Annotated in this window: 17 protein-coding genes and 1 other RNA gene; 4 read left to right on the forward strand and 14 right to left on the reverse strand. The window is 43.8% G+C overall.

Translation table 11 applies throughout. From position 1 onward, the window contains the following. Positions 1 to 6 precede the first annotated feature (6 nt). The 11 genes from CCC70_RS12080 to CCC70_RS12130 form a co-directional block, all read right to left on the reverse strand. Positions 7 to 555 (reverse strand): 4'-phosphopantetheinyl transferase family protein, encoded by a 549-nt coding sequence (locus tag CCC70_RS12080; RefSeq protein WP_092070440.1) that lies wholly within the window; start codon positions 553 to 555, stop codon positions 7 to 9. Continuing rightward, positions 552 to 2,378 carry an ATP-dependent helicase gene (locus CCC70_RS12085; RefSeq protein ID WP_059086858.1) on the reverse strand — a complete coding sequence of 609 codons (1,827 nt, stop codon included), beginning with the start codon at positions 2,376 to 2,378 and terminating at the stop codon, positions 552 to 554. Before CCC70_RS12085 ends, CCC70_RS12080 begins: the two co-directional genes overlap by 4 nt. Before the next feature lie 22 nt (positions 2,379 to 2,400). Further along, on the reverse strand, positions 2,401 to 3,855 hold the full coding sequence (gene gltX, locus CCC70_RS12090) for a glutamate--tRNA ligase (protein ID WP_015524432.1): 1,455 nt from the start codon (positions 3,853 to 3,855) through the stop codon (positions 2,401 to 2,403). A gap of 174 nt (positions 3,856 to 4,029) precedes the next feature. Then, positions 4,030 to 4,263, reverse strand: a complete 234-nt coding sequence (acpP, locus tag CCC70_RS12095; RefSeq protein ID WP_015524431.1) for an acyl carrier protein — start codon at positions 4,261 to 4,263, stop codon at positions 4,030 to 4,032. Between the two features lie 141 nt (positions 4,264 to 4,404). Beyond that, complete coding sequence (locus CCC70_RS12100) at positions 4,405 to 5,565, reverse strand: FtsW/RodA/SpoVE family cell cycle protein (protein ID WP_092070471.1); 1,161 nt, start codon at positions 5,563 to 5,565, stop codon at positions 4,405 to 4,407. 116 nt (positions 5,566 to 5,681) lie between these two features. Next, positions 5,682 to 6,027: a transfer-messenger RNA gene (gene ssrA / locus CCC70_RS12105) on the reverse strand. A gap of 261 nt (positions 6,028 to 6,288) precedes the next feature. After that, positions 6,289 to 6,846, reverse strand: a complete 558-nt coding sequence (gene efp, locus CCC70_RS12110) for an elongation factor P (protein ID WP_015524430.1) — start codon at positions 6,844 to 6,846, stop codon at positions 6,289 to 6,291. 86 nt (positions 6,847 to 6,932) lie between these two features. Beyond that, a complete protein-coding gene (locus CCC70_RS12115) occupies positions 6,933 to 7,442 on the reverse strand; it encodes a shikimate kinase (RefSeq protein WP_015524429.1) in 510 nt (169 codons plus the stop codon). Beyond that, complete coding sequence (locus tag CCC70_RS12120) at positions 7,439 to 7,945, reverse strand: YqeG family HAD IIIA-type phosphatase (RefSeq protein WP_173739531.1); 507 nt, start codon at positions 7,943 to 7,945, stop codon at positions 7,439 to 7,441. Before CCC70_RS12120 ends, CCC70_RS12115 begins: the two co-directional genes overlap by 4 nt. A gap of 21 nt (positions 7,946 to 7,966) precedes the next feature. Beyond that, positions 7,967 to 9,328 (reverse strand): citrate/2-methylcitrate synthase, encoded by a 1,362-nt coding sequence (locus CCC70_RS12125; RefSeq protein ID WP_114001757.1) that lies wholly within the window; start codon positions 9,326 to 9,328, stop codon positions 7,967 to 7,969. A gap of 247 nt (positions 9,329 to 9,575) precedes the next feature. Next, positions 9,576 to 10,793 (reverse strand): aminotransferase class I/II-fold pyridoxal phosphate-dependent enzyme, encoded by a 1,218-nt coding sequence (locus CCC70_RS12130; RefSeq protein WP_015524426.1) that lies wholly within the window; start codon positions 10,791 to 10,793, stop codon positions 9,576 to 9,578. A 220-nt stretch (positions 10,794 to 11,013) separates the two neighbouring features. Between CCC70_RS12130 and gdhA the strand changes: the two genes are divergently transcribed. Continuing rightward, on the forward strand, positions 11,014 to 12,348 hold the full coding sequence (gene gdhA / locus CCC70_RS12135) for an NADP-specific glutamate dehydrogenase (RefSeq protein ID WP_015524425.1): 1,335 nt from the start codon (positions 11,014 to 11,016) through the stop codon (positions 12,346 to 12,348). Positions 12,349 to 12,538: 190 nt separating this feature from the next. Here the strand turns inward: gdhA and nrdR are convergent, their stop codons facing one another. Continuing rightward, positions 12,539 to 12,988: a transcriptional regulator NrdR gene (nrdR, locus tag CCC70_RS12140; protein WP_021976805.1), complete on the reverse strand. Its 450-nt coding sequence runs from the start codon at positions 12,986 to 12,988 to the stop codon at positions 12,539 to 12,541. Between the two features lie 138 nt (positions 12,989 to 13,126). Between nrdR and CCC70_RS12145 the strand changes: the two genes are divergently transcribed. Continuing rightward, entirely contained in the window at positions 13,127 to 13,381 is a 255-nt protein-coding gene (locus tag CCC70_RS12145) for a YlmC/YmxH family sporulation protein (protein ID WP_287084939.1), read from the forward strand. Between the two features lie 113 nt (positions 13,382 to 13,494). After that, positions 13,495 to 14,274 (forward strand): RNA polymerase sporulation sigma factor SigG, encoded by a 780-nt coding sequence (gene sigG, locus CCC70_RS12150; RefSeq protein ID WP_287084940.1) that lies wholly within the window; start codon positions 13,495 to 13,497, stop codon positions 14,272 to 14,274. A 64-nt stretch (positions 14,275 to 14,338) separates the two neighbouring features. Here the strand turns inward: sigG and pap are convergent, their stop codons facing one another. Continuing rightward, on the reverse strand, positions 14,339 to 15,811 hold the full coding sequence (gene pap / locus CCC70_RS12155; protein WP_287085009.1) for a polyphosphate:AMP phosphotransferase: 1,473 nt from the start codon (positions 15,809 to 15,811) through the stop codon (positions 14,339 to 14,341). Between the two features lie 269 nt (positions 15,812 to 16,080). Between pap and CCC70_RS12160 the strand changes: the two genes are divergently transcribed. Next, the gene (locus CCC70_RS12160; RefSeq protein ID WP_015524421.1) at positions 16,081 to 16,449 is read left to right on the forward strand and encodes a hypothetical protein; all 369 of its coding nucleotides are present in this window, start codon (positions 16,081 to 16,083) and stop codon (positions 16,447 to 16,449) included. 20 nt (positions 16,450 to 16,469) lie between these two features. Here the strand turns inward: CCC70_RS12160 and CCC70_RS12165 are convergent, their stop codons facing one another. After that, entirely contained in the window at positions 16,470 to 17,651 is a 1,182-nt protein-coding gene (locus tag CCC70_RS12165; protein WP_278603330.1) for an ATP-binding protein, read from the reverse strand. Between the last annotated feature and the right edge of the window lie 4 nt (positions 17,652 to 17,655).

Genomic DNA, 17,655 nt, shown 5'->3' on the forward strand with positions numbered 1-17,655 from the left:
TATTTGCTATTTCAAAATGATGTCTTCGTATTCAAATCGTAATTCCAGGCTGTCCCTGGCCCAGATTGCACCACTGTATCCCGGTTCCAGCTCCAGCATTATGTAATTTCCCTTATCCATGGAAATCGTACGCAGATCCCTGGACAGTCCCTCTCCGGTCCATTTGATATATGCCTCTCTCAAAACCCACTGGGCAAAAAAGGCTTTCTCCATATCATCTGCATCCAGGATTTCCCGTATCATATCTGCCGGCACCATTCTTTCAAGGAGCCGTTCGTAATTTACCTTCTTGTGGATCTGCACATCAATGCCCACCTCTTCTCCGGCAAACAGACACATCACATATTTTCCGGAATGTGTGATATTATAATGAATTCTTGGAAGCAGGGTAAAAAACGGTTTCCCATGTTCCCCCTTTGACCGAGGCTCAAAAGCAAGCTTCCGTCCAAATTCCCGCTCAAGTCCGATTTCCAGAAGCTTTTCCCCGATCATATGCTCCATGTTCTTGCCGTTATATTCATCTCTGATCTTCGTATAATAAATAATCCCATTCATAATCCGGCCTCCTCAAGAAAACGGGACGGTTCCCGTTCCTTCTCATACTGCTGTCTTACATAATACAGGCAGAGTTTCTTCTTTGCCCGTGTCATACCAACGTAGAAAAGCCTCCGTTCTTCCTCCAGATGTGCCTCCAGGACTGCCTTCCGATAAGGCATGCTGCCTTCATTTACATTCATGATATATACATTGTCATATTCCAGACCTTTGACCGCATGAAGAGTGGATATCACCACTCCTTCCCGTTTCACATCCTGTTTCTTCGCCTGTTCTTCAAGCTTTCTGGTATACTCGTCCATATAGGCCATCCATTCTTCCAATGTTTTCATTCCTCTGGCACTTTCATGGATTCGGTTCAAGGTTTCCATAAGCTCTTCCGGTTTTATTTTACGATACCTTGCATATTCCTGCAAGTATTCTTCGTATCCCATGCCATTCCGGATAAAATTAATAGCTGCATAAGGGGCCATAGTCTTTAAGATCCGAAGATGTGTCTCCATCGTTGTGATCCTGTCACACATCCAGTCTTTGTCTTTGTAAAACTCTCCCAATGCTTTAAAATCAACGTTTTTTTCTGTCAGAGCGTCTCTGGCTATGTATCGGTTTGGCCGGTTCATGATCTCCAGAAATGTACTGCGGCTCCGGTCTCCTTCTGCCATTTTCAAATAAGCGATCATATTCCGGCAGATCCAGTGTCGGAACAGGTTGGGCAGTTTTTCCTTCATAGTGAAAGGAACCCCATACTCCATCAACGCAGCGACCAGTCCTTCGGTTTCCTGATTAGTCCTGAAAAGCAGCGCTGTATCTTCAATATTATCCCCTTCTTCCATCCGGTTCCGCAACAGGCTTGCAACTGCCATATATTCGTCTCTGGGATTTCGAAATTCTTTTATCTGCACCGGCTCTCCCGGTTCATTTGGTGTGGAAAGTTTTTTTGCATAACGGTTTTCATTGTAATTGATCACCTTCATAGCTGTATCCAGGATATTTCCACTGCACCGGTAATTGATATTCAGGATCACCGTCTCCGCATTTTTAAAATCTTCCGGAAAATTCAGCATGATCTCCGGGCGAGCGCCACGGAAATGATAGATAGACTGATCATCGTCTCCCACCACAAACAGATTGTTCTCCGGTGCTGCCAGCATCTTCACGATATCATACTGAAGATGATTGATATCCTGAAACTCATCCACCAGAATATAGTGAAACTTTTTCTGCCATGCAGACAGGATATCTTTTCGTTTTTTCAGAAGTTCATAACAGCTCAACAGCATATCATCAAAGTCAAGTTTTCTTCTTTCATTCAGGACTTTTCGATATCCCTGAAAGATCTGTCGGAACACTTCATCCGGGCAGCAGGAAGAATAATAATGCTCCAGAGCGATCCTTCCACCCTTTACAACACTGATCTCCTTGGCAATATCTTCCACAAAATCCCCTTCCTGGGACTGTTCTGCAGCACAGTTTACCACCAGTTCTCTTAAAATCGCATATTTTTCTTCTTCTGACAGGATATTTCCTCCATTCAGACCATAAGCCTGTTTGAGGATCCCGTAAAACACTCCGTGAAAAGTCCCGAAAGTAACGCCGGTTCGCTGAACACCGGTAAATTTCAGAAACCGTTCTTTCATTTCCACTGCTGCTGCCCTGGAAAAAGTCACAACAAGAACAGAGGAAGCCGGTATCTTCCCTTCCTGGATCATATGTGCTGTTCTTTCTACTATGACGGAAGTTTTCCCCGAACCGGGGCCTGCCAGAACCATCATAGGTCCTGACAGGTGGGCGATCGCCCTTTTCTGAGATGGATTTCGTTTCATAACTGGATTATCGATCACACTCTTATTTATTTTCAAGCTTTTCGATTGCTGCATGTACACGTTTCAGTGTCTCTTCCTTGCCAATGATCTCCATGATCTCTGTTGCACCGGCCGGTGTCATCTGCTTGCCGGATACTGCTGTACGAAGCGGCCACATAACATAACCATTCTTATATCCGTGCTCCTTTACAAAAGCGCTTAAAGATGCATACAGCGGATCATTGGTATAATCCTCCTGTGCTTCCAGTACCGGAAGCACTTCCTTGAGAACTGCAAGAGAAGTCTCCTCTGTTGTTTTCATCTTTTTGTGGCGGTACATCGCACTGTCATACTCCGGAACTGCCTCAAAGAAATCTACAAGCTCCGGAATATCCGGGAATACTTCAATTCTGGTCTGAACCATTCCTGCGATCTTCTTAAGATCAAAGTCTTTTTTCAGAACTTCTTTCAGATACGGAAGTGCTCTCTCATAGAATGCCTCCGGATCCATCTTCTTGATATACTCACCATTCATCCATTTCAGCTTGGCAATGTCAAAAACTGCCGGTGATTTGTTGATATGATGATAATCAAATGCCTCCACAAGCTCCGGAAGAGAAAAGATCTCACGGTTGTCTGCCGGGCTCCATCCAAGGAGTGCAACATAGTTAATCACTGCCTCTGTCACAAATCCCTGATCGATCAGATCTTCATAGGAAGAATGTCCACATCTCTTGGAAAGCTTCTGATGTGTCTCGTCTGTGATCAGCGGACAGTGAACATAGGTCGGGATTTCCCATCCGAATGCCTCATAAATACGATTATACTTCGGTGAAGAGGAAAGGTATTCGTTACCTCTTACAACATGTGTGATTCCCATAAGGTGATCATCAATTACATTTGCGAAGTTGTAGGTCGGATAACCGTCAGATTTGATCAGGATCAAATCCTCCATCTCCTCATTGTTAACGGTGATATCTCCGTAAATAACATCATGGAATGTAGTGGTTCCCTCTGTTGGCATATTAAAGCGGATAACATGCGGCTCACCTGCATCCAGACGGCGCTGAACCTCTTCCTTGGAAAGATGGAGACATCTCTTGTCATAAATAGAGATCTCCTTACCTGCAACAGTACGTTTCATGCTTTCCAGTTCTTCCTTGCCGCAGAAGCAGTAATATGCATCTCCCTGCTCAATAAGCTGTTTGGCATATTTCAGATACATGCCTGTTGCCTGACGCTCGCTCTGTACATACGGGCCAAATCCGCCATCCTTGTCCGGTCCCTCATCATGGAGAAGTCCTGTTTTCTCAAGAGTACGGTAGATGATATCTACAGCTCCCTCCACATAACGTTCCTGGTCTGTATCTTCAATACGGAGGATAAAATCTCCGCCTTCATGTTTTGTGATCAAATAAGCATAAAGAGCTGTTCTTAAATTACCCACATGCATTCTTCCTGTAGGGCTCGGTGCAAATCTTGTTCTGATCTTTGTCATTTCTTTTCTCCTCGTTTTTGTTGTTTCTCTTTATAGGTGCTATTATATACCCAAATCCTTCAAAATGTCCATAGGTTTTCCGGCGGAATACCCTGCCATCCCTCTCATGTATCTTCGCATATACAAAAAAAATCCTCTGAGACACTGTCGTCCCAGAGGATCCTAGATTTCTGCTTATGCTTCTACGCCTTTGTTCTTAAGATAATCGATCACATCTCCAACTGTGTTCAGATCTGTAAGCTCCTCTGCCGGGATCTCAACATTGTACTCATCCTCAAGAGCCATGACCAGTTCAAACAGGTCAAGAGAATCTGCACCAAGATCATCCTTGAAAGATGTCTCCGGTGTGATTGTAGATGCCTCACAATTTAACTGCTCTGCAAGCATTTCTTTCATTTTTTCTAACATGTCTTATTCTCTCCTTTAATCGTTACAGATCGAATCTGTTTCCTCTTTTTGAGCAAAGTATATAGTCTGCAAAAACAGTTGTCAAGAGGATTTTCCCAAAAAATGGCTCCAGAGCAAAAATATTTTGATTTTAAAACTATTTTACTCTTGAAATTTTATCTGACGGGCCACGCTGAGAGCTATTGCCATCTCCAGCATCAGGAACACAATGGACGTTCCTCCGTAACTGATAAAGGGCAAGGTAACACCTGTATTGGGCATCAGATTCAGTACAACAGCAATGTTAAGGATCACCTGCAGCGCAATATGTATAAAAATCCCGGTAACGATCAGTGAGCCAAACAGATCCGGTGCATTCTGTGCAATAAAAAACAACCTGTACAAAAGATATCCGAACAGGATCAGTACAAAAATCCCTCCGAAAATTCCAAGCTCCTCACAGATAATGGAAAAGATCATATCATTTTGTGCTTCCGGAACACTTCCAAGCTTCTGGATACTATTTCCAAGCCCGCGGCCAAAAAGCCCTCCGGAGCCAATGGCATACAATGCCTGCAGCGTCTGATAACCGCCTTCATCGGAATATTTCTCAGGCTGAAGCCATACAAGTACTCGCATAACACGAAAGCTGTCACTATTCTTGGTCGTCGCAACCAGAAAAAGTACTCCGATCACAATAAGGATCACTCCTGCCGCTGCCACAGCAATAAACGGACGCATATCCGGATGTGCCACAAACACCATTCCAACTGTTATTCCCAAAATGATCATGGCTGTACTCAGATTATCTGTAAGTATATAAGCCGCAAGCGCAAGTCCTGCCCCCGGAAGTCCCAGGATCATACAGCTCTTTAAAGTTTTCACCTTTCGTCCCATTTTTCCGATCATGTAAGCCATCATGATAATAACCGCGATCTTTGCCAGCTCGGCAGGCTGAAAGTTGATCGGTCCGATATACAGCCATCTGGTAGCACCATGAGAGGAATGTCCCAGCGGAGTCCGCACAAGTCCCATAAGGATCAGCGAAGCCACATACAACGCAGTTGTAAAAGGAAGAAGGATATGATAATCCAGTATTTTTGAAATAAATAACGCTCCGATCAGACATGCTGCACTGATCAGTGCCTGTTTCTTAAAATAAAACATATCGTTGCCATAATTCACTTCTGCCATATATGAACTGGTGCTGTAAAGCATGACCAGTCCAAAGCACACCAGCAGTACAATAACAGCTACCAGATTATAATCATAATAATCAGATTTCTTATTCTGCTTTTTTCTGTTAAGCAGAGTTTTTTTCATTCTATCACCATCGCTTTCTGTATCTGCGAAGAATTTCCTGATATCCACGAGTAATAAAGAAAGTAAAAAAAATTCCCGGAAAGCCGCATAAATGCTGTCTTTCCGGGACGTTCCATAAATGGACCTGAGGGGAATCGAACCCCTGTCCGAAAGCCTATCCCTTAAGGCATCTCCCATCACAGTCGCTGATTTAACATTCCCTTGGCAGTACGCCCACCGACAGGCTTACTGCTTCAGTAGCTTCATGATACATCTACCGGGGCAAAGCTTACCCGGCAAGGTTTCTCACATGGTCGACGCCAGATTCCCGATGTGTGAGTGCAACGGGGCTGACGAGCAGCTTAGGCTGCTAACGCTAACTTTTCGTCTGCGTTTATATTTAGTTCCCGGTTGGTACGCAGTCCAGGAGTCTGCGGATGGCTTCCCTAACTTCAAAGCCCCCGTCGAAACCAGTACAAGCCCTTAAAAGACTTCTGTGACCGGATCATTTCCGGTCATCTCTGGTGGACAGACGAACTTCTTAGTCAGTTTTTTGACTGGGTTTAATTATACCAGAATGATTTTTCGTGTCAAGGATATTTCAAAAAAAGTCCAGACTGTACCGTTTTTTCTTACCTGTACAGTCTGGAATATGCATTCAAACTTTGGTATTTTAAATACTGTCAAAATGATCTTTTAATTTTATGGCACAAAAAAACCCGCTTACGCGGGTTTTTTGCTGCATTATACACGTGAGAGATACTCTCCTGTTCTTGTATCGATCTTCAGTTTGTCGCCCTGGTTTACGAACAGAGGAACCTGAACCTGTGCACCTGTCTCAACAGTTGCCGGTTTGGTAGCACCCTGTGCTGTATTTCCTGCGAATCCTGGCTCTGTCTCAATAACCTCAAGCTCTACAAAAAGAGGTGGCTCGATTGCGAATACCTCTCCGTTATGAGAGCAAACCTTAACCATCTCATTATCCTTAACAAATTTCAGAGAATCGCCAACCTGCTCCTCTGTAAGACCAACCTGATCATATGTCTCTGTATTCATGAAGTAGTATAAACCACCATCCTGATACAGATACTGCATATCTACACGCTCAATACGTGCTGCCGGGAATTTCTCTGTAGGACGGAAGGATTTCTCTACTACAGAGCCTGTGATAATGTTCTTGTATTTTGTTCTTACAAAGGCTGCGCCTTTTCCTGGTTTTACATGCTGGAATTCAACGATCTGACATACGTTTCCATCAATTTCAAGTGTGATACCATTTTTGAAATCACCTGCTGAAATCATAAATATTTCCTCCTTAATATATGCGGTTCTTTTTCGCTATGGATTATTCTATAATACCTTTTGCCATTTTTCAACTGTTTTTTTGTTTAAGCCTTCAATTTTTCTTCAATTTCTGCGATCAGCTCATCAAAAGGCTTCACTCCTGTGACAACTTTAATGTCCGCAAACTTCTCATAAACCGGATCTCTCTGTTTCAGAAGTTTCTTGATCTTCTCTTCTTTATTCTCAGTTCCTTCCAATGTGGGATTGTTACTTCCTTCCAGACGTTTGATCAACGTTGCAGCAGATCCCTTCAGATAGATGATCGTTCCCATACTCTGGAGATATTTCTGGTTCTGCTCCTGAAGAGGCAATCCCGCACTTACAGAGATTACCTTCCGTTCGCTGTCTGTGGACAGTTCCTTGACTGCCATAGTCTCCAGCGCACGGTAAAATGCTTCTCCAAAGCGTTCAAATACCTCCTTTACTGACATGTTCATTTTTTTCACGATCAGTCTGTCCACGTCAATAAACGGAAGCCCCAGGTCCTTCGCCAGTCTCTTTCCAACTCGTGTCTTTCCTGAACCCATAAAGCCGATGATTACAATATGGTTCATGAATTCTTTCCCTCCTCTTTTTGGTAAAAATGTAATACTATTTTTTCCAGATATCGCTTCAGTACGATCTGGATCTCCTCTTTTGGATGAATCGGTTTCACAAGGATCGTCCGGATCCCTGCTCTCTTTGCTCCATAAATATCCGTAAACAACTGATCTCCTATAAAGATCGTCCTGTCAAGATCGATTCCGATCACCTGGCAGGCTTTTTTATAATTTTTCACAGCCGGTTTATGAGCATTTTCTATAAAATCCCCCTCTACTGCTTTGGCAAAGGGCTCCACACGAGGTTTCTGGTTATTGGATACAAAACAGTATCGAAACCCGAGAGCCCTCAGCTTTTCAAACAGTTTCTTTGCCCGGTCATCTGCCGGTGCCCCGTGGGGAACAATGGTATTATCGATATCGAAGAGCAGCCCTCTGTATCCTTCTTTGTACAGCTTCTCATAATCGATCCCATACGCAGAATCCAGATATTCATCCGGAAAAAAACATCTGAACATCTATTCCACCTCAGTCCTTTCCTATCGCTCGCAAAGAGGAATATACTCTGCTTCCGGAAGGACATTCTTATATGCGGGACGGATGATCTTATCCACATTGATAAGCTCTTCCATACGATGTGCGCTCCAGCCTACGATACGTGCAATAGCAAACATCGGTGTGTAAAGCTCCAGCGGCAGATCCAGCATGCTGTAAACAAATCCGCTGTAAAAATCTACATTGGCACTGACACCCTTATAGATCTTACGCTCCTCTGCGATAACCTTTGGTGCAAGACGCTCTACTGCAGCATACAGCTGATAATCCTTCATTCTGCCCTTTTCTCTTGCAAGCTGTTCCACATAGCCTTTAAATACTTCTGCACGTGGATCTGAAACAGAATAGATCGCATGCCCCATACCATAGATCAGTCCACGTTTATCAAAGGCCTCTTTATGAAGAAGCTTCTTAAGGTATGCACTGATCTCCTCTTCATCACTGTAGTCATGTACATGTTTACGCATATCGTTAAACATTTTTACGACTTTGATGTTGGCACCGCCGTGTTTCGGGCCTTTCAGAGAACCTAGTGCTGCCGCGATCGCAGAATACGTATCTGTCCCGGAAGAGGAAACCACATGTGTAGTAAAAGTAGAGTTATTACCACCGCCATGCTCCATATGAAGGATCAGAGCAATATCAAGGATCTCTGCCTCAAGTGCCGTATACTTCTTATCCGGTCTTAACAGACGCAGGATATTCTCAGCTGTGGAAAGCTCCTTTTTAGGCTGATGGATATAAAGACTCTTGCCTTTCTCATAGTGGTTATAGGCCTGATATGCATAAACAGATAACAGCGGGAAAACGCTGATCAGGTTGATACACTGACGGAGCACATTCTCCAGTTCAATATTATCCGGGTCTTTGTCGTAGGAATAAAGTGTCAGCACGCTTCTTGACAGAGCGTTCATAATATCTCTGGATGGTGCCTTCATAATGACATCCCTTACAAAATTCCGCGGAAGCATACGCTGGTTCGCAAGAATCCCGGAAAATCCATTCAGCTCTTCCTGATCCGGAAGCTTTCCGAAAAGAAGCAGATAGGTTACTTCCTCAAAGCCAAAGCGCCGGTCATTGATAAATCCATTTGTCAGATCCTTAATATCATACCCACGATAAGAAAGCTTACCTGCGCAGGGAACCTCTTTTCCGTCCACGATCTTCGTTGCCTGGACATTGGAGATCTGGGTCAGTCCTGCAAGGACACCCTTTCCATTCAGGTCACGCAAGCCTCGCTTGACATCATATTTGCCATATAAAGACAGATCCAGTTTGTCATTCTCACGACAGATCTGGGTAAGTTTCTCAATCTCAGGTGTCACTTTCATGTTGAATTTGCTCATCAGTTATTTCCCCTTTCGATTTCTGTTTTATTGCTGTTCGATAACGGTCCCTCCTCATTCCCCTCTCAAGCAATTCTGGTCTTATTTGTATATCCCGGCGTAGCTGGCCGGGATATTTCAGATATATTATAACATTTTTTTCGGTTCCGGTCTATGCCGAAAATATAACCGAATATCTGCTTTACAGTTTATCAGTTATGAGCAGGCAGCGAATGCGGATCGCAAATCTCTTCTTGTCTATCTGCGATCAGCCCTGCTTATATGTAGCAAAGAACTCTTTCATCTTCTTCATTGCCTTGTCAAGCTGGCGGATATCCGGCAGATAAACAATACGGAAGTGATCCGGCTGGTTCCAGTTGAATCCCTTGCCCGGAACAACAAGCACCTGTTTCTCATGAAGAAAATCCAAAGCAAACTGTTCATCATTGAAAATATTGAATTTCTCAGTATCGATCTTCGGGAATATATAAAATGCCGCATGTGGTTTTACAACAGAAATTCCCGGAATATCATTCAGTGCCTTGTAAATAAAGTCTCTCTGCTCATAAACACGTCCGCCCGGCTGCGTATATTCATTGACACTCTGATATCCGCCAAGTGCGGTCTGTACAATGGACTGTGCCGGAACATTTGAACAGAGACGCATGGAAGAGAGCATATTGATTCCCTCTATATAACCCTTCGCCTTACTTTTTGCACCACTTAAGATCATCCATCCGATGCGGAAACCTGCGATCATATGAGACTTGGACAATCCTGAAAATGTTACACAGAACACATCGGGTGCAAGGGATGCAATCGAAGTATGTTTATATCCATCCATAACAAGACGGTCATAGATCTCATCAGAAAAGATGATCAGCTCATTTTCTCTTGCAATGTCTGCGATCTGTTCCAGGATCTCCTTCGGATATACTGCACCTGTAGGGTTATTGGGATTGATGATAACGATCGCCTTGGTCCTTGGTGTGATCTTGCTCTTGATATCCTCAATATCCGGATACCAGTCAGACTGTTCGTCACAGATATAATGAACTACATTTCCGCCTGCCAGTGTTGCAGTAGCTGTCCACAACGGATAATCCGGAGCCGGGATCAGGATCTCATCCCCGTTATCAAGCAGCGCCTGCATACAGAGGTTGATCAGTTCACTGACACCATTTCCCGTATAAATATCATTAATGGTAACTCCCGGGATCCCGCGAAGCTGTGCATACTGCATGATCGCTTTTCTTGCAGAAAAAATACCCTTGGAATCGGAATATCCCTGGGAAGTACGAACATTACTCAGCATATCCAGGATCACTTCCTGAGGTGCTGAAAACCCAAACGGATACGGATTACCAATATTCAGCTTCAGAATCTCCATTCCATCTTCTTCCATTCTGGCAGCTTCATCCACAACCGGTCCGCGCACATCGTACAGCACGTTGTCAAGCTTTGATGATTTCCCGAATGTTCTCATAAAAACCACTCCTCTTCTAATTTTCACTATTATTTAACCATTTTAATTTCATAGTCAAAAAATATTTATTCTATATCATCTCACATTTAGGCTTTCAACGCAAGAAATAAAAATTTAAAAAAATTAAATTTAGCACTTCCCTTTTTTAGCATGTTAATGTATAATAGCACTCGAATTTAGTTTTCAACGCAATTTAATATGTGATGAGGAGGAAACAACAATGTCTTACACAGAAGAAGTTTATGAAAGAGTTGTAGCACAGAATCCTGGCGAGCCAGAATTCCATCAGGCAGTTAAGGAAGTTCTCGATTCCCTTAAAGTCGTAATTGACAAAAATGAGGAAGAGTATCGTAAACTTTCCATCCTTGAGCGTCTTGTAGAGCCAGAGAGGATCATCTCCTTCAAAGTACCGTGGATCGATGATAACGGAACTGTACAGGTTAACAAAGGATATCGTGTTCAGTTCAACAGCGCCATCGGACCATACAAAGGCGGCTTAAGATTCCATCCTTCTGTAAATCAGGGTATCCTGAAATTCCTTGGTTTTGAGCAGACCTTTAAAAACTCTCTTACAGGCCTTCCGATCGGCGGTGGAAAAGGTGGCTCCAACTTCGATCCTAAGGGTAAATCTGACAGAGAGGTTATGGCATTCTGCCAGAGCTTTATGACAGAGCTTTGCAAATATATCGGCGCAGATACAGATGTTCCGGCTGGTGACATCGGTGTCGGCGGACGTGAGATCGGTTATCTCTTCGGACAGTATAAGAGAATCCGTGGCCTTTATGAGGGTGTCCTTACAGGAAAGGGTCTTTCCTTCGGAGGTTCCCTGATCCGTACAGAGGCTACCGGTTACGGTGTTGTATACATGCTCAACGAGATCGCCAAAGCTCACAATGATTCCGTAGAAGGAAAAACAATCGTTGTAACAGGTTCCGGTAATGTAGCTATTTACGCTGTTGAGAAAGCTACTCAGCTTGGTGCCAAGGTTGTTGCAATGAACGACTCCAACGGATATGTCTACGATCCGAACGGAATCAACCTTGACGTCGTAAAGGATATCAAAGAAGTAAAACGTGGACGTATCAAAGAATATGCAGACCGTGTTGAGGGTGCTACCTACACTGAGGGACTTGGCATCTGGAATATCAAATGTGATATCTACCTTCCATGCGCTACTCAGAACGAGCTTGGTCTTGACGGAGCTAAAACACTGGTTGCAAATGGCTGCAAATACGTCGTTGAAGGTGCAAACATGCCTACTACTCTTGATGCAACAACATACCTTCAGGAGAACGGTGTTCTCTTCATGCCTGGTAAAGCTGCAAACGCTGGCGGTGTTGCCACATCTGCACTTGAGATGAGCCAGAACTCCATGAGACTTTCCTGGACAAGAGAAGAGGTTGATGAGAAACTCCACAACATCATGATCGATATCTTCCACAAAGCTGATGACGCTGCTAAACGTTACGGTATGGAAGACAACTATGTTGTAGGTGCAAACATCGCCGGCTTCGAAAAAGTTGTTGACGCTATGAAAGCTCAGGGTATTGTTTAATTAAGTTTCCTGAATCATTAATGTATATTTATAGCAGGGACCGCAGAGGATTTTTCCCAGGCGGTTCCTGTTTTTTATATCCACTTTTACGATCTTTGAAAAATCGAACATTCGTGTTTCAAAAAAGGCCGACTGTCTTTTGACAATCGGCCTGGAATTTCCTGTACTTGCGGTCTGTTCATTTAATCTCTTAATTGATCAGTTTCTTCAGCTCATCCATAAAGGTACTGACATCTTTAAACTCTCTGTATACAGACGCAAAGCGTACATACGCTACCGCATCCAGATCCTTCAGATGTTCCATAACGATCTCTCCGATCTTGGTACTGCTGATCTCACGGTCTTCTGACCGGAAAATATCTCCTTCTATGGAATCGATCATCTCTTCCACTCTCTCAATGGGAATAGGGCGCTTATAACAGGCACGAAGAACACCATCCTGGATTTTGGAACGTTTATAGCTTTCCCGGTTCTGGTCCTTCTTGATCACAGTCAGTGGAATCGTTTCCACCTTCTCATAAGTTGTAAAACGCTTTCCGCAGGCATCACAGAGACGGCGGCGGCGGATGGAATTGGTATCCTCTACAGGTCTGGAATCTACAACTCTTGTATTATCCTGGTTACAGAACGGACATCTCACAGAACTCTCCCCCTTTCCGGATCAGTAAATCATTACTAAATTCGTTTTTATTATAAAATAAATGCACATAATGTGTCAATAATCGGACTTGCATAAATTTTACAGATTTTCCATAAAATCATACCAGGTGATGAATTTATGCGCATCTGTGAGCTGAAACAAAAAGAAGTGATCAATATCCATACCTGCCGTAGTCTTGGCTACCCTCTTGATGTGGAATTCTGCTGTGAAACCGCACGCCTGAAAGCCCTGATCATGCCAGAACCGGGGAAATTTTGCTGGTGTTTTTCCAAAGAAAATGAATATTCCATTCCATGGGACTGCATCCGCCAGATCGGCGAAGATATCATCCTTGTTGATTTCCGTGATGAAAAACGGCTGGGAGGAGACTGAACCGACTACATTTGTCAAGGCCCTTTATTTTTTATATTTTTCCCGAAAAAGTATATTTCAACCGCCCTCTGAGAATCATCTTAATGTACTGACAAGACAAGGAGGATTCTAAGATGGCACTGAATAAAGTTGAAATCTGCGGAGTAAATACCTCAACCCTTCCTGTTCTCAACCAGGAAGAAAAGGAGGAACTCTTCAAAAGAATCAAAGCTGGCGATGAAGAAGCCAGAGAATTGTACATCAAAGGCAATCTGCGGCTTGTTTTAAGCGTGATCCGCCGTTTTCAGAACAGCAGTGAAAATCCAGATGACCTTTTTCAGATCGGCTGTATCGGCCTGATCAAAGCAATCGATAATTTTGATACCACCCTTCAGGTAAAGTTTTCTACCTATGCAGTTCCGATGATCATAGGAGAGATCCGAAGATATCTCCGTGACAACAACAGCATACGAGTCAGCCGCTCTCTGCGGGATATCGCCTACAAAACCATCTACACCAGGGAAAATTACATGCGGCAGCATCTCAAAGAGCCTACCATTGCGGAGATTGCTGATGAGATCGGCATTGACAAGGAAATGATCGTCTATGCCATGGATGCGATCCAGAGCCCGGTAAGCCTTTTTGAGCCCGTGTATTCCGAAGGCGGAGATACCCTATATGTTATGGATCAGATCAGTGATAAAAAGAACCTGGAAGAAAACTGGGTGGAGGATATTTCTCTTCGAGATGCCATGAACCGGCTTGGAGAGCGTGAACGTCACATTATCGATCTCCGCTTCTACGAGGGAAAAACCCAAATGGAGGTAGCTGATGAGATTGGTATCTCCCAGGCTCAGGTCAGCCGACTGGAAAAACATGCTCTTCGCAGTATGCGAAACTATCTCCGGAATTGATTCATCTCTCTTCAGACAAAAAGCTGCAGCAGAATATCTGTTATCCTGCCGCAGCTTTTATCTCTTATTTCAGCGCTTTCTCAATTTCTTCGATCACGATCCGAAGCGCCTTCAGCCTTGCATATTTCTTATCTACGGATTCCAGAATGTGCCATGGTGCATAAGCAGTACTGGTTTTCTGAAGCATCTCATCTACTGCTGTTTCATACTGATCCCATTTTTCACGGTTTCTCCAGTCCTCATCCGTGATCTTCCACTGTTTTTCCGGATTGCTCTGGCGGTCGTTGAATCTGGCAAGCTGGGTGTCCTTATCAATGTGGACCCAGAATTTCACGATCACAGCGCCCCAGTCAGAAAGCTCCTTCTCAAATTCATTGATCTCATTGTAGGCACGTCTCCAGTCATTCTCGCTGCAGAAGCCCTCCAGACGTTCTACCATCACTCTTCCGTACCACGTCCGGTCAAAGATGGCAATGTGACCATCCTTGGGAAGCCTTGTCCAGAAACGCCACAGATAATGACGGGCTTTTTCATGAGGCTCCGGACTTGCGATAGGATGTACCTCAAATCCACGGGGATCAAGAGCCTCCGTGATCCTCTTGATATTTCCTCCCTTTCCGGCAGCATCCCAGCCTTCATAGGTGATGATCACAGGCACTCTTTTTCGGTAAAGACGGTTATGCAGGCTTCCAAGTTTTGCCTGCAGTTCCTTAAGCTCTGCCTTGTACGCTTCATCCCCCACTTCTTTTCCCTCCAGAGGAATCTCGCTTAATCTGGGCATCTCCACCAGAGGAAAAACATTCTGTAGGATCGGCACGGCATGTTTGCTGTTTTCCATGGCAACCTCTATATTGCTGATCATGGTTTCCAGTACCTGCAGTTCTGCCCACTTCCGGTCACCGGCATCGACAATATACCATGGAGCCGCAGATGTATTGGTATCCTGCATATACTGGTCGAAAATCTTTCTGCACTTCTTATAATGATCATTCTGCCAGAGATCATATTCATTGACTCTCCATCTGGTATCTTTGCTTTCCAGAAGGATGCCCATACGTTTCTCCTGGTCTTTCCGGTCAATCTGCATAAAAAATTTCAAGAGTACATATCCATTATCCGTCAGCTGACGTTCAAATCTCCGGATACTGTCAATCCGTTTTGAATAATTGTCACCCTTCAGCTTTTTATCCATACGTTCACGACAGGTCTGATCCATCCATCCTGAATCCAGGAATGTAAACTTGCCCGCTTCCGGGATTTCCCTGAAATATCGGTAAAGAAATGGTTTCCGAAGTTCTTCCTCTGTAGGTGCTGACATAGTCGCAACTTTGAAGAAACGAGGATCGATATTCTTGATCACCTTACTTATGGTACTTCCTTTTCCGGAAGCTCCCCAACCTTCAAACAGCACGATCACCGGAATCTTATGCTCTTTCAGAGCCATCTGCAATTCATATAATCTGGTTCTTGCAGCGCTTAAACGCACTTTGATATCCTCTTTTTCCGGAATCTGTTCCGGGTTCCAGTTTTTTAACATCTGCATCGTCCTTCCTTGAATTTTTTGAATATTCATATTATACCACGGAAGATCTTATTTTACGATAATTTTTACATAATTTTAACCTTTAATCCTCACAAAAACAAACACATTGCACAACCAAATTCATTCATAAGCATCGAAAATCTTTTTAACCTCTTGACATTTTTGTCACCGCTTCATACAATAGACGCTGATTGTTATTTTTTTAACTTCATAAAAAAGCAGTGCCTGAAAACTGTTGAATAATAAAGATCAAGGAGCCGATCATGAAACTCACAGAAAAACTTCTGCAGAAAATGGAACAGAAAAAAGAACTCTATGGCGATGGCATCATCATGCCGGACGGGGATTACCGTCTGATCCAGGATGGACACTTAAAAACTCTCATGTCCCTTCTTCCATATACAGAAAACGAAATCTGGAAAATGATCCCCGATGATGATTCCGCACTTTTCTGGCTGGTAGAAAAAACAAGCTGCGTACTGACCGATGTCAATTCCACGATCGGAATGAAGATGACCCCCGCACAGCAGAAAACCTACGAAGCACTTTCCAGTCGCGGGATCATCTCTGATGAATATTATGATCTTACCAAACAACGGGAAAAAGTAAAAGCTGCCCGGGCTAATGCCTGAGCAGCTTTTGTTTTTGTATATCAGTCGTCATATCCTTCCAGAAAAGAATGTTTCACGCCGTCTTTCTTATAGGCAATGACTGTATGAAGATTCACATTTTCCACACTTCGGAAAATATTACTTTCAATATGAGGATTTACCTTCTTAAGCTCTGCAATGAGATTTTTGATCTCCATTCGCTTGGAAACACTGGTGCCGTCTGTACGACAGGTAGTACAGGTATCGGTAAACTTGCAGGCACACTGGATAAAATGCAGATCATTATAATCTCTCCAGTGCTTGATATCTGCCTCCCGGATCAGATACATCGGGCGGATCAGCTGCATCCCTTCGAAGTTTGTGCTGTGGAGTTTCGGCATCATGGTCTGTACCTGTGCTCCATAAAGCATTCCCATCAGGATAGTCTCGATCACATCGTCATAGTGATGACCAAGGGCGATCTTGTTGCATCCAAGTTCCTTTGCCTTACTGTAGAGATATCCTCTCCGCATACGGGCACAGAGATAACACGGAGATTTCTCTACATTATAAACTGCATCAAAGATCTCCGTCTCAAACACTGTGATCGGAATTCCGAGAAGTTTGGCGTTGTGTTCGATCACCGCACGGTTGGCCTCATTATATCCCGGATCCATCACAAGAAATACCAGTTCAAAAGGAAACTTGTTATGACGTTTCAGTTCCTGGAACAGTTTGGCCATCAACATGGAATCCTTACCGCCGGAAATACAGACCGCGATCTTATCTCCCGGTTTCACCAGTTCATAGTCATTGATCCCTCTGGCGAATCTGGAAAACAGCTGCTTGTGGAATTTCTTGCGGATGCTCAGCTCGATATCTTTCCGGCGCTGTTCCATTGCCTCATTTTCCGTTTCTTCACTGTCCCCTTTCTTGGACTCTTTCTGCATCTGCTGAAAAAGCCATCCTGTATATCCGCCTTTCAGACTCCGTGCGGGAATTCCCTTTTCCCGGAGCATCCCTGCCCCTTCCTGGCTGAAAAGTCCTCTGGTACAGTAAAGAACCGGGATTTTATCCCCTTTCAGTTCTTCTGCCCGTTCTTCCAGTTCCTGTTCCGGAACAGAAATCGCTCCCGGGATCATTCCATATTCCACAGTTACTTTATCACGGGTATCTACCAGAAGATATTTTTCCCGTTTCTTCTCTATTTCATCAAAAGAAATCTCCAGTGTTTCCTCACTCATGCTG

It is taken from the genome of Blautia sp. LMAG:89 (genome assembly GCF_008679485.1).
In the GTDB taxonomy this organism is placed as follows: domain Bacteria; phylum Bacillota; class Clostridia; order Lachnospirales; family Lachnospiraceae; genus Blautia_A; species Blautia_A fusiformis.

Excerpts from the sequence above, each read along its gene's own strand:
- CCC70_RS12080 (WP_092070440.1), bottom strand. The coding sequence starts at position 555 with ATGAATGGGATTATTTATTATACGAAGATCAGAGATGAATATAACGGC.
- CCC70_RS12085 (WP_059086858.1), bottom strand. The coding sequence starts at position 2,378 with ATGAAACGAAATCCATCTCAGAAAAGGGCGATCGCCCACCTGTCAGGA.
- gltX (WP_015524432.1), bottom strand. The coding sequence starts at position 3,855 with ATGACAAAGATCAGAACAAGATTTGCACCGAGCCCTACAGGAAGAATG.
- acpP (WP_015524431.1), bottom strand. The coding sequence starts at position 4,263 with ATGTTAGAAAAAATGAAAGAAATGCTTGCAGAGCAGTTAAATTGTGAG.
- CCC70_RS12100 (WP_092070471.1), bottom strand. The coding sequence starts at position 5,565 with ATGAAAAAAACTCTGCTTAACAGAAAAAAGCAGAATAAGAAATCTGAT.
- efp (WP_015524430.1), bottom strand. The coding sequence starts at position 6,846 with ATGATTTCAGCAGGTGATTTCAAAAATGGTATCACACTTGAAATTGAT.
- CCC70_RS12115 (WP_015524429.1), bottom strand. The coding sequence starts at position 7,442 with ATGAACCATATTGTAATCATCGGCTTTATGGGTTCAGGAAAGACACGA.
- CCC70_RS12120 (WP_173739531.1), bottom strand. The coding sequence starts at position 7,945 with ATGTTCAGATGTTTTTTTCCGGATGAATATCTGGATTCTGCGTATGGG.
- CCC70_RS12125 (WP_114001757.1), bottom strand. The coding sequence starts at position 9,328 with ATGAGCAAATTCAACATGAAAGTGACACCTGAGATTGAGAAACTTACC.
- CCC70_RS12130 (WP_015524426.1), bottom strand. The coding sequence starts at position 10,793 with ATGAGAACATTCGGGAAATCATCAAAGCTTGACAACGTGCTGTACGAT.
- gdhA (WP_015524425.1), top strand. The coding sequence starts at position 11,014 with ATGTCTTACACAGAAGAAGTTTATGAAAGAGTTGTAGCACAGAATCCT.
- CCC70_RS12145 (WP_287084939.1), top strand. The coding sequence starts at position 13,127 with ATGCGCATCTGTGAGCTGAAACAAAAAGAAGTGATCAATATCCATACC.
- sigG (WP_287084940.1), top strand. The coding sequence starts at position 13,495 with ATGGCACTGAATAAAGTTGAAATCTGCGGAGTAAATACCTCAACCCTT.
- pap (WP_287085009.1), bottom strand. The coding sequence starts at position 15,811 with ATGTTAAAAAACTGGAACCCGGAACAGATTCCGGAAAAAGAGGATATC.
- CCC70_RS12160 (WP_015524421.1), top strand. The coding sequence starts at position 16,081 with ATGAAACTCACAGAAAAACTTCTGCAGAAAATGGAACAGAAAAAAGAA.
- CCC70_RS12165 (WP_278603330.1), bottom strand. The coding sequence starts at position 17,651 with ATGAGTGAGGAAACACTGGAGATTTCTTTTGATGAAATAGAGAAGAAA.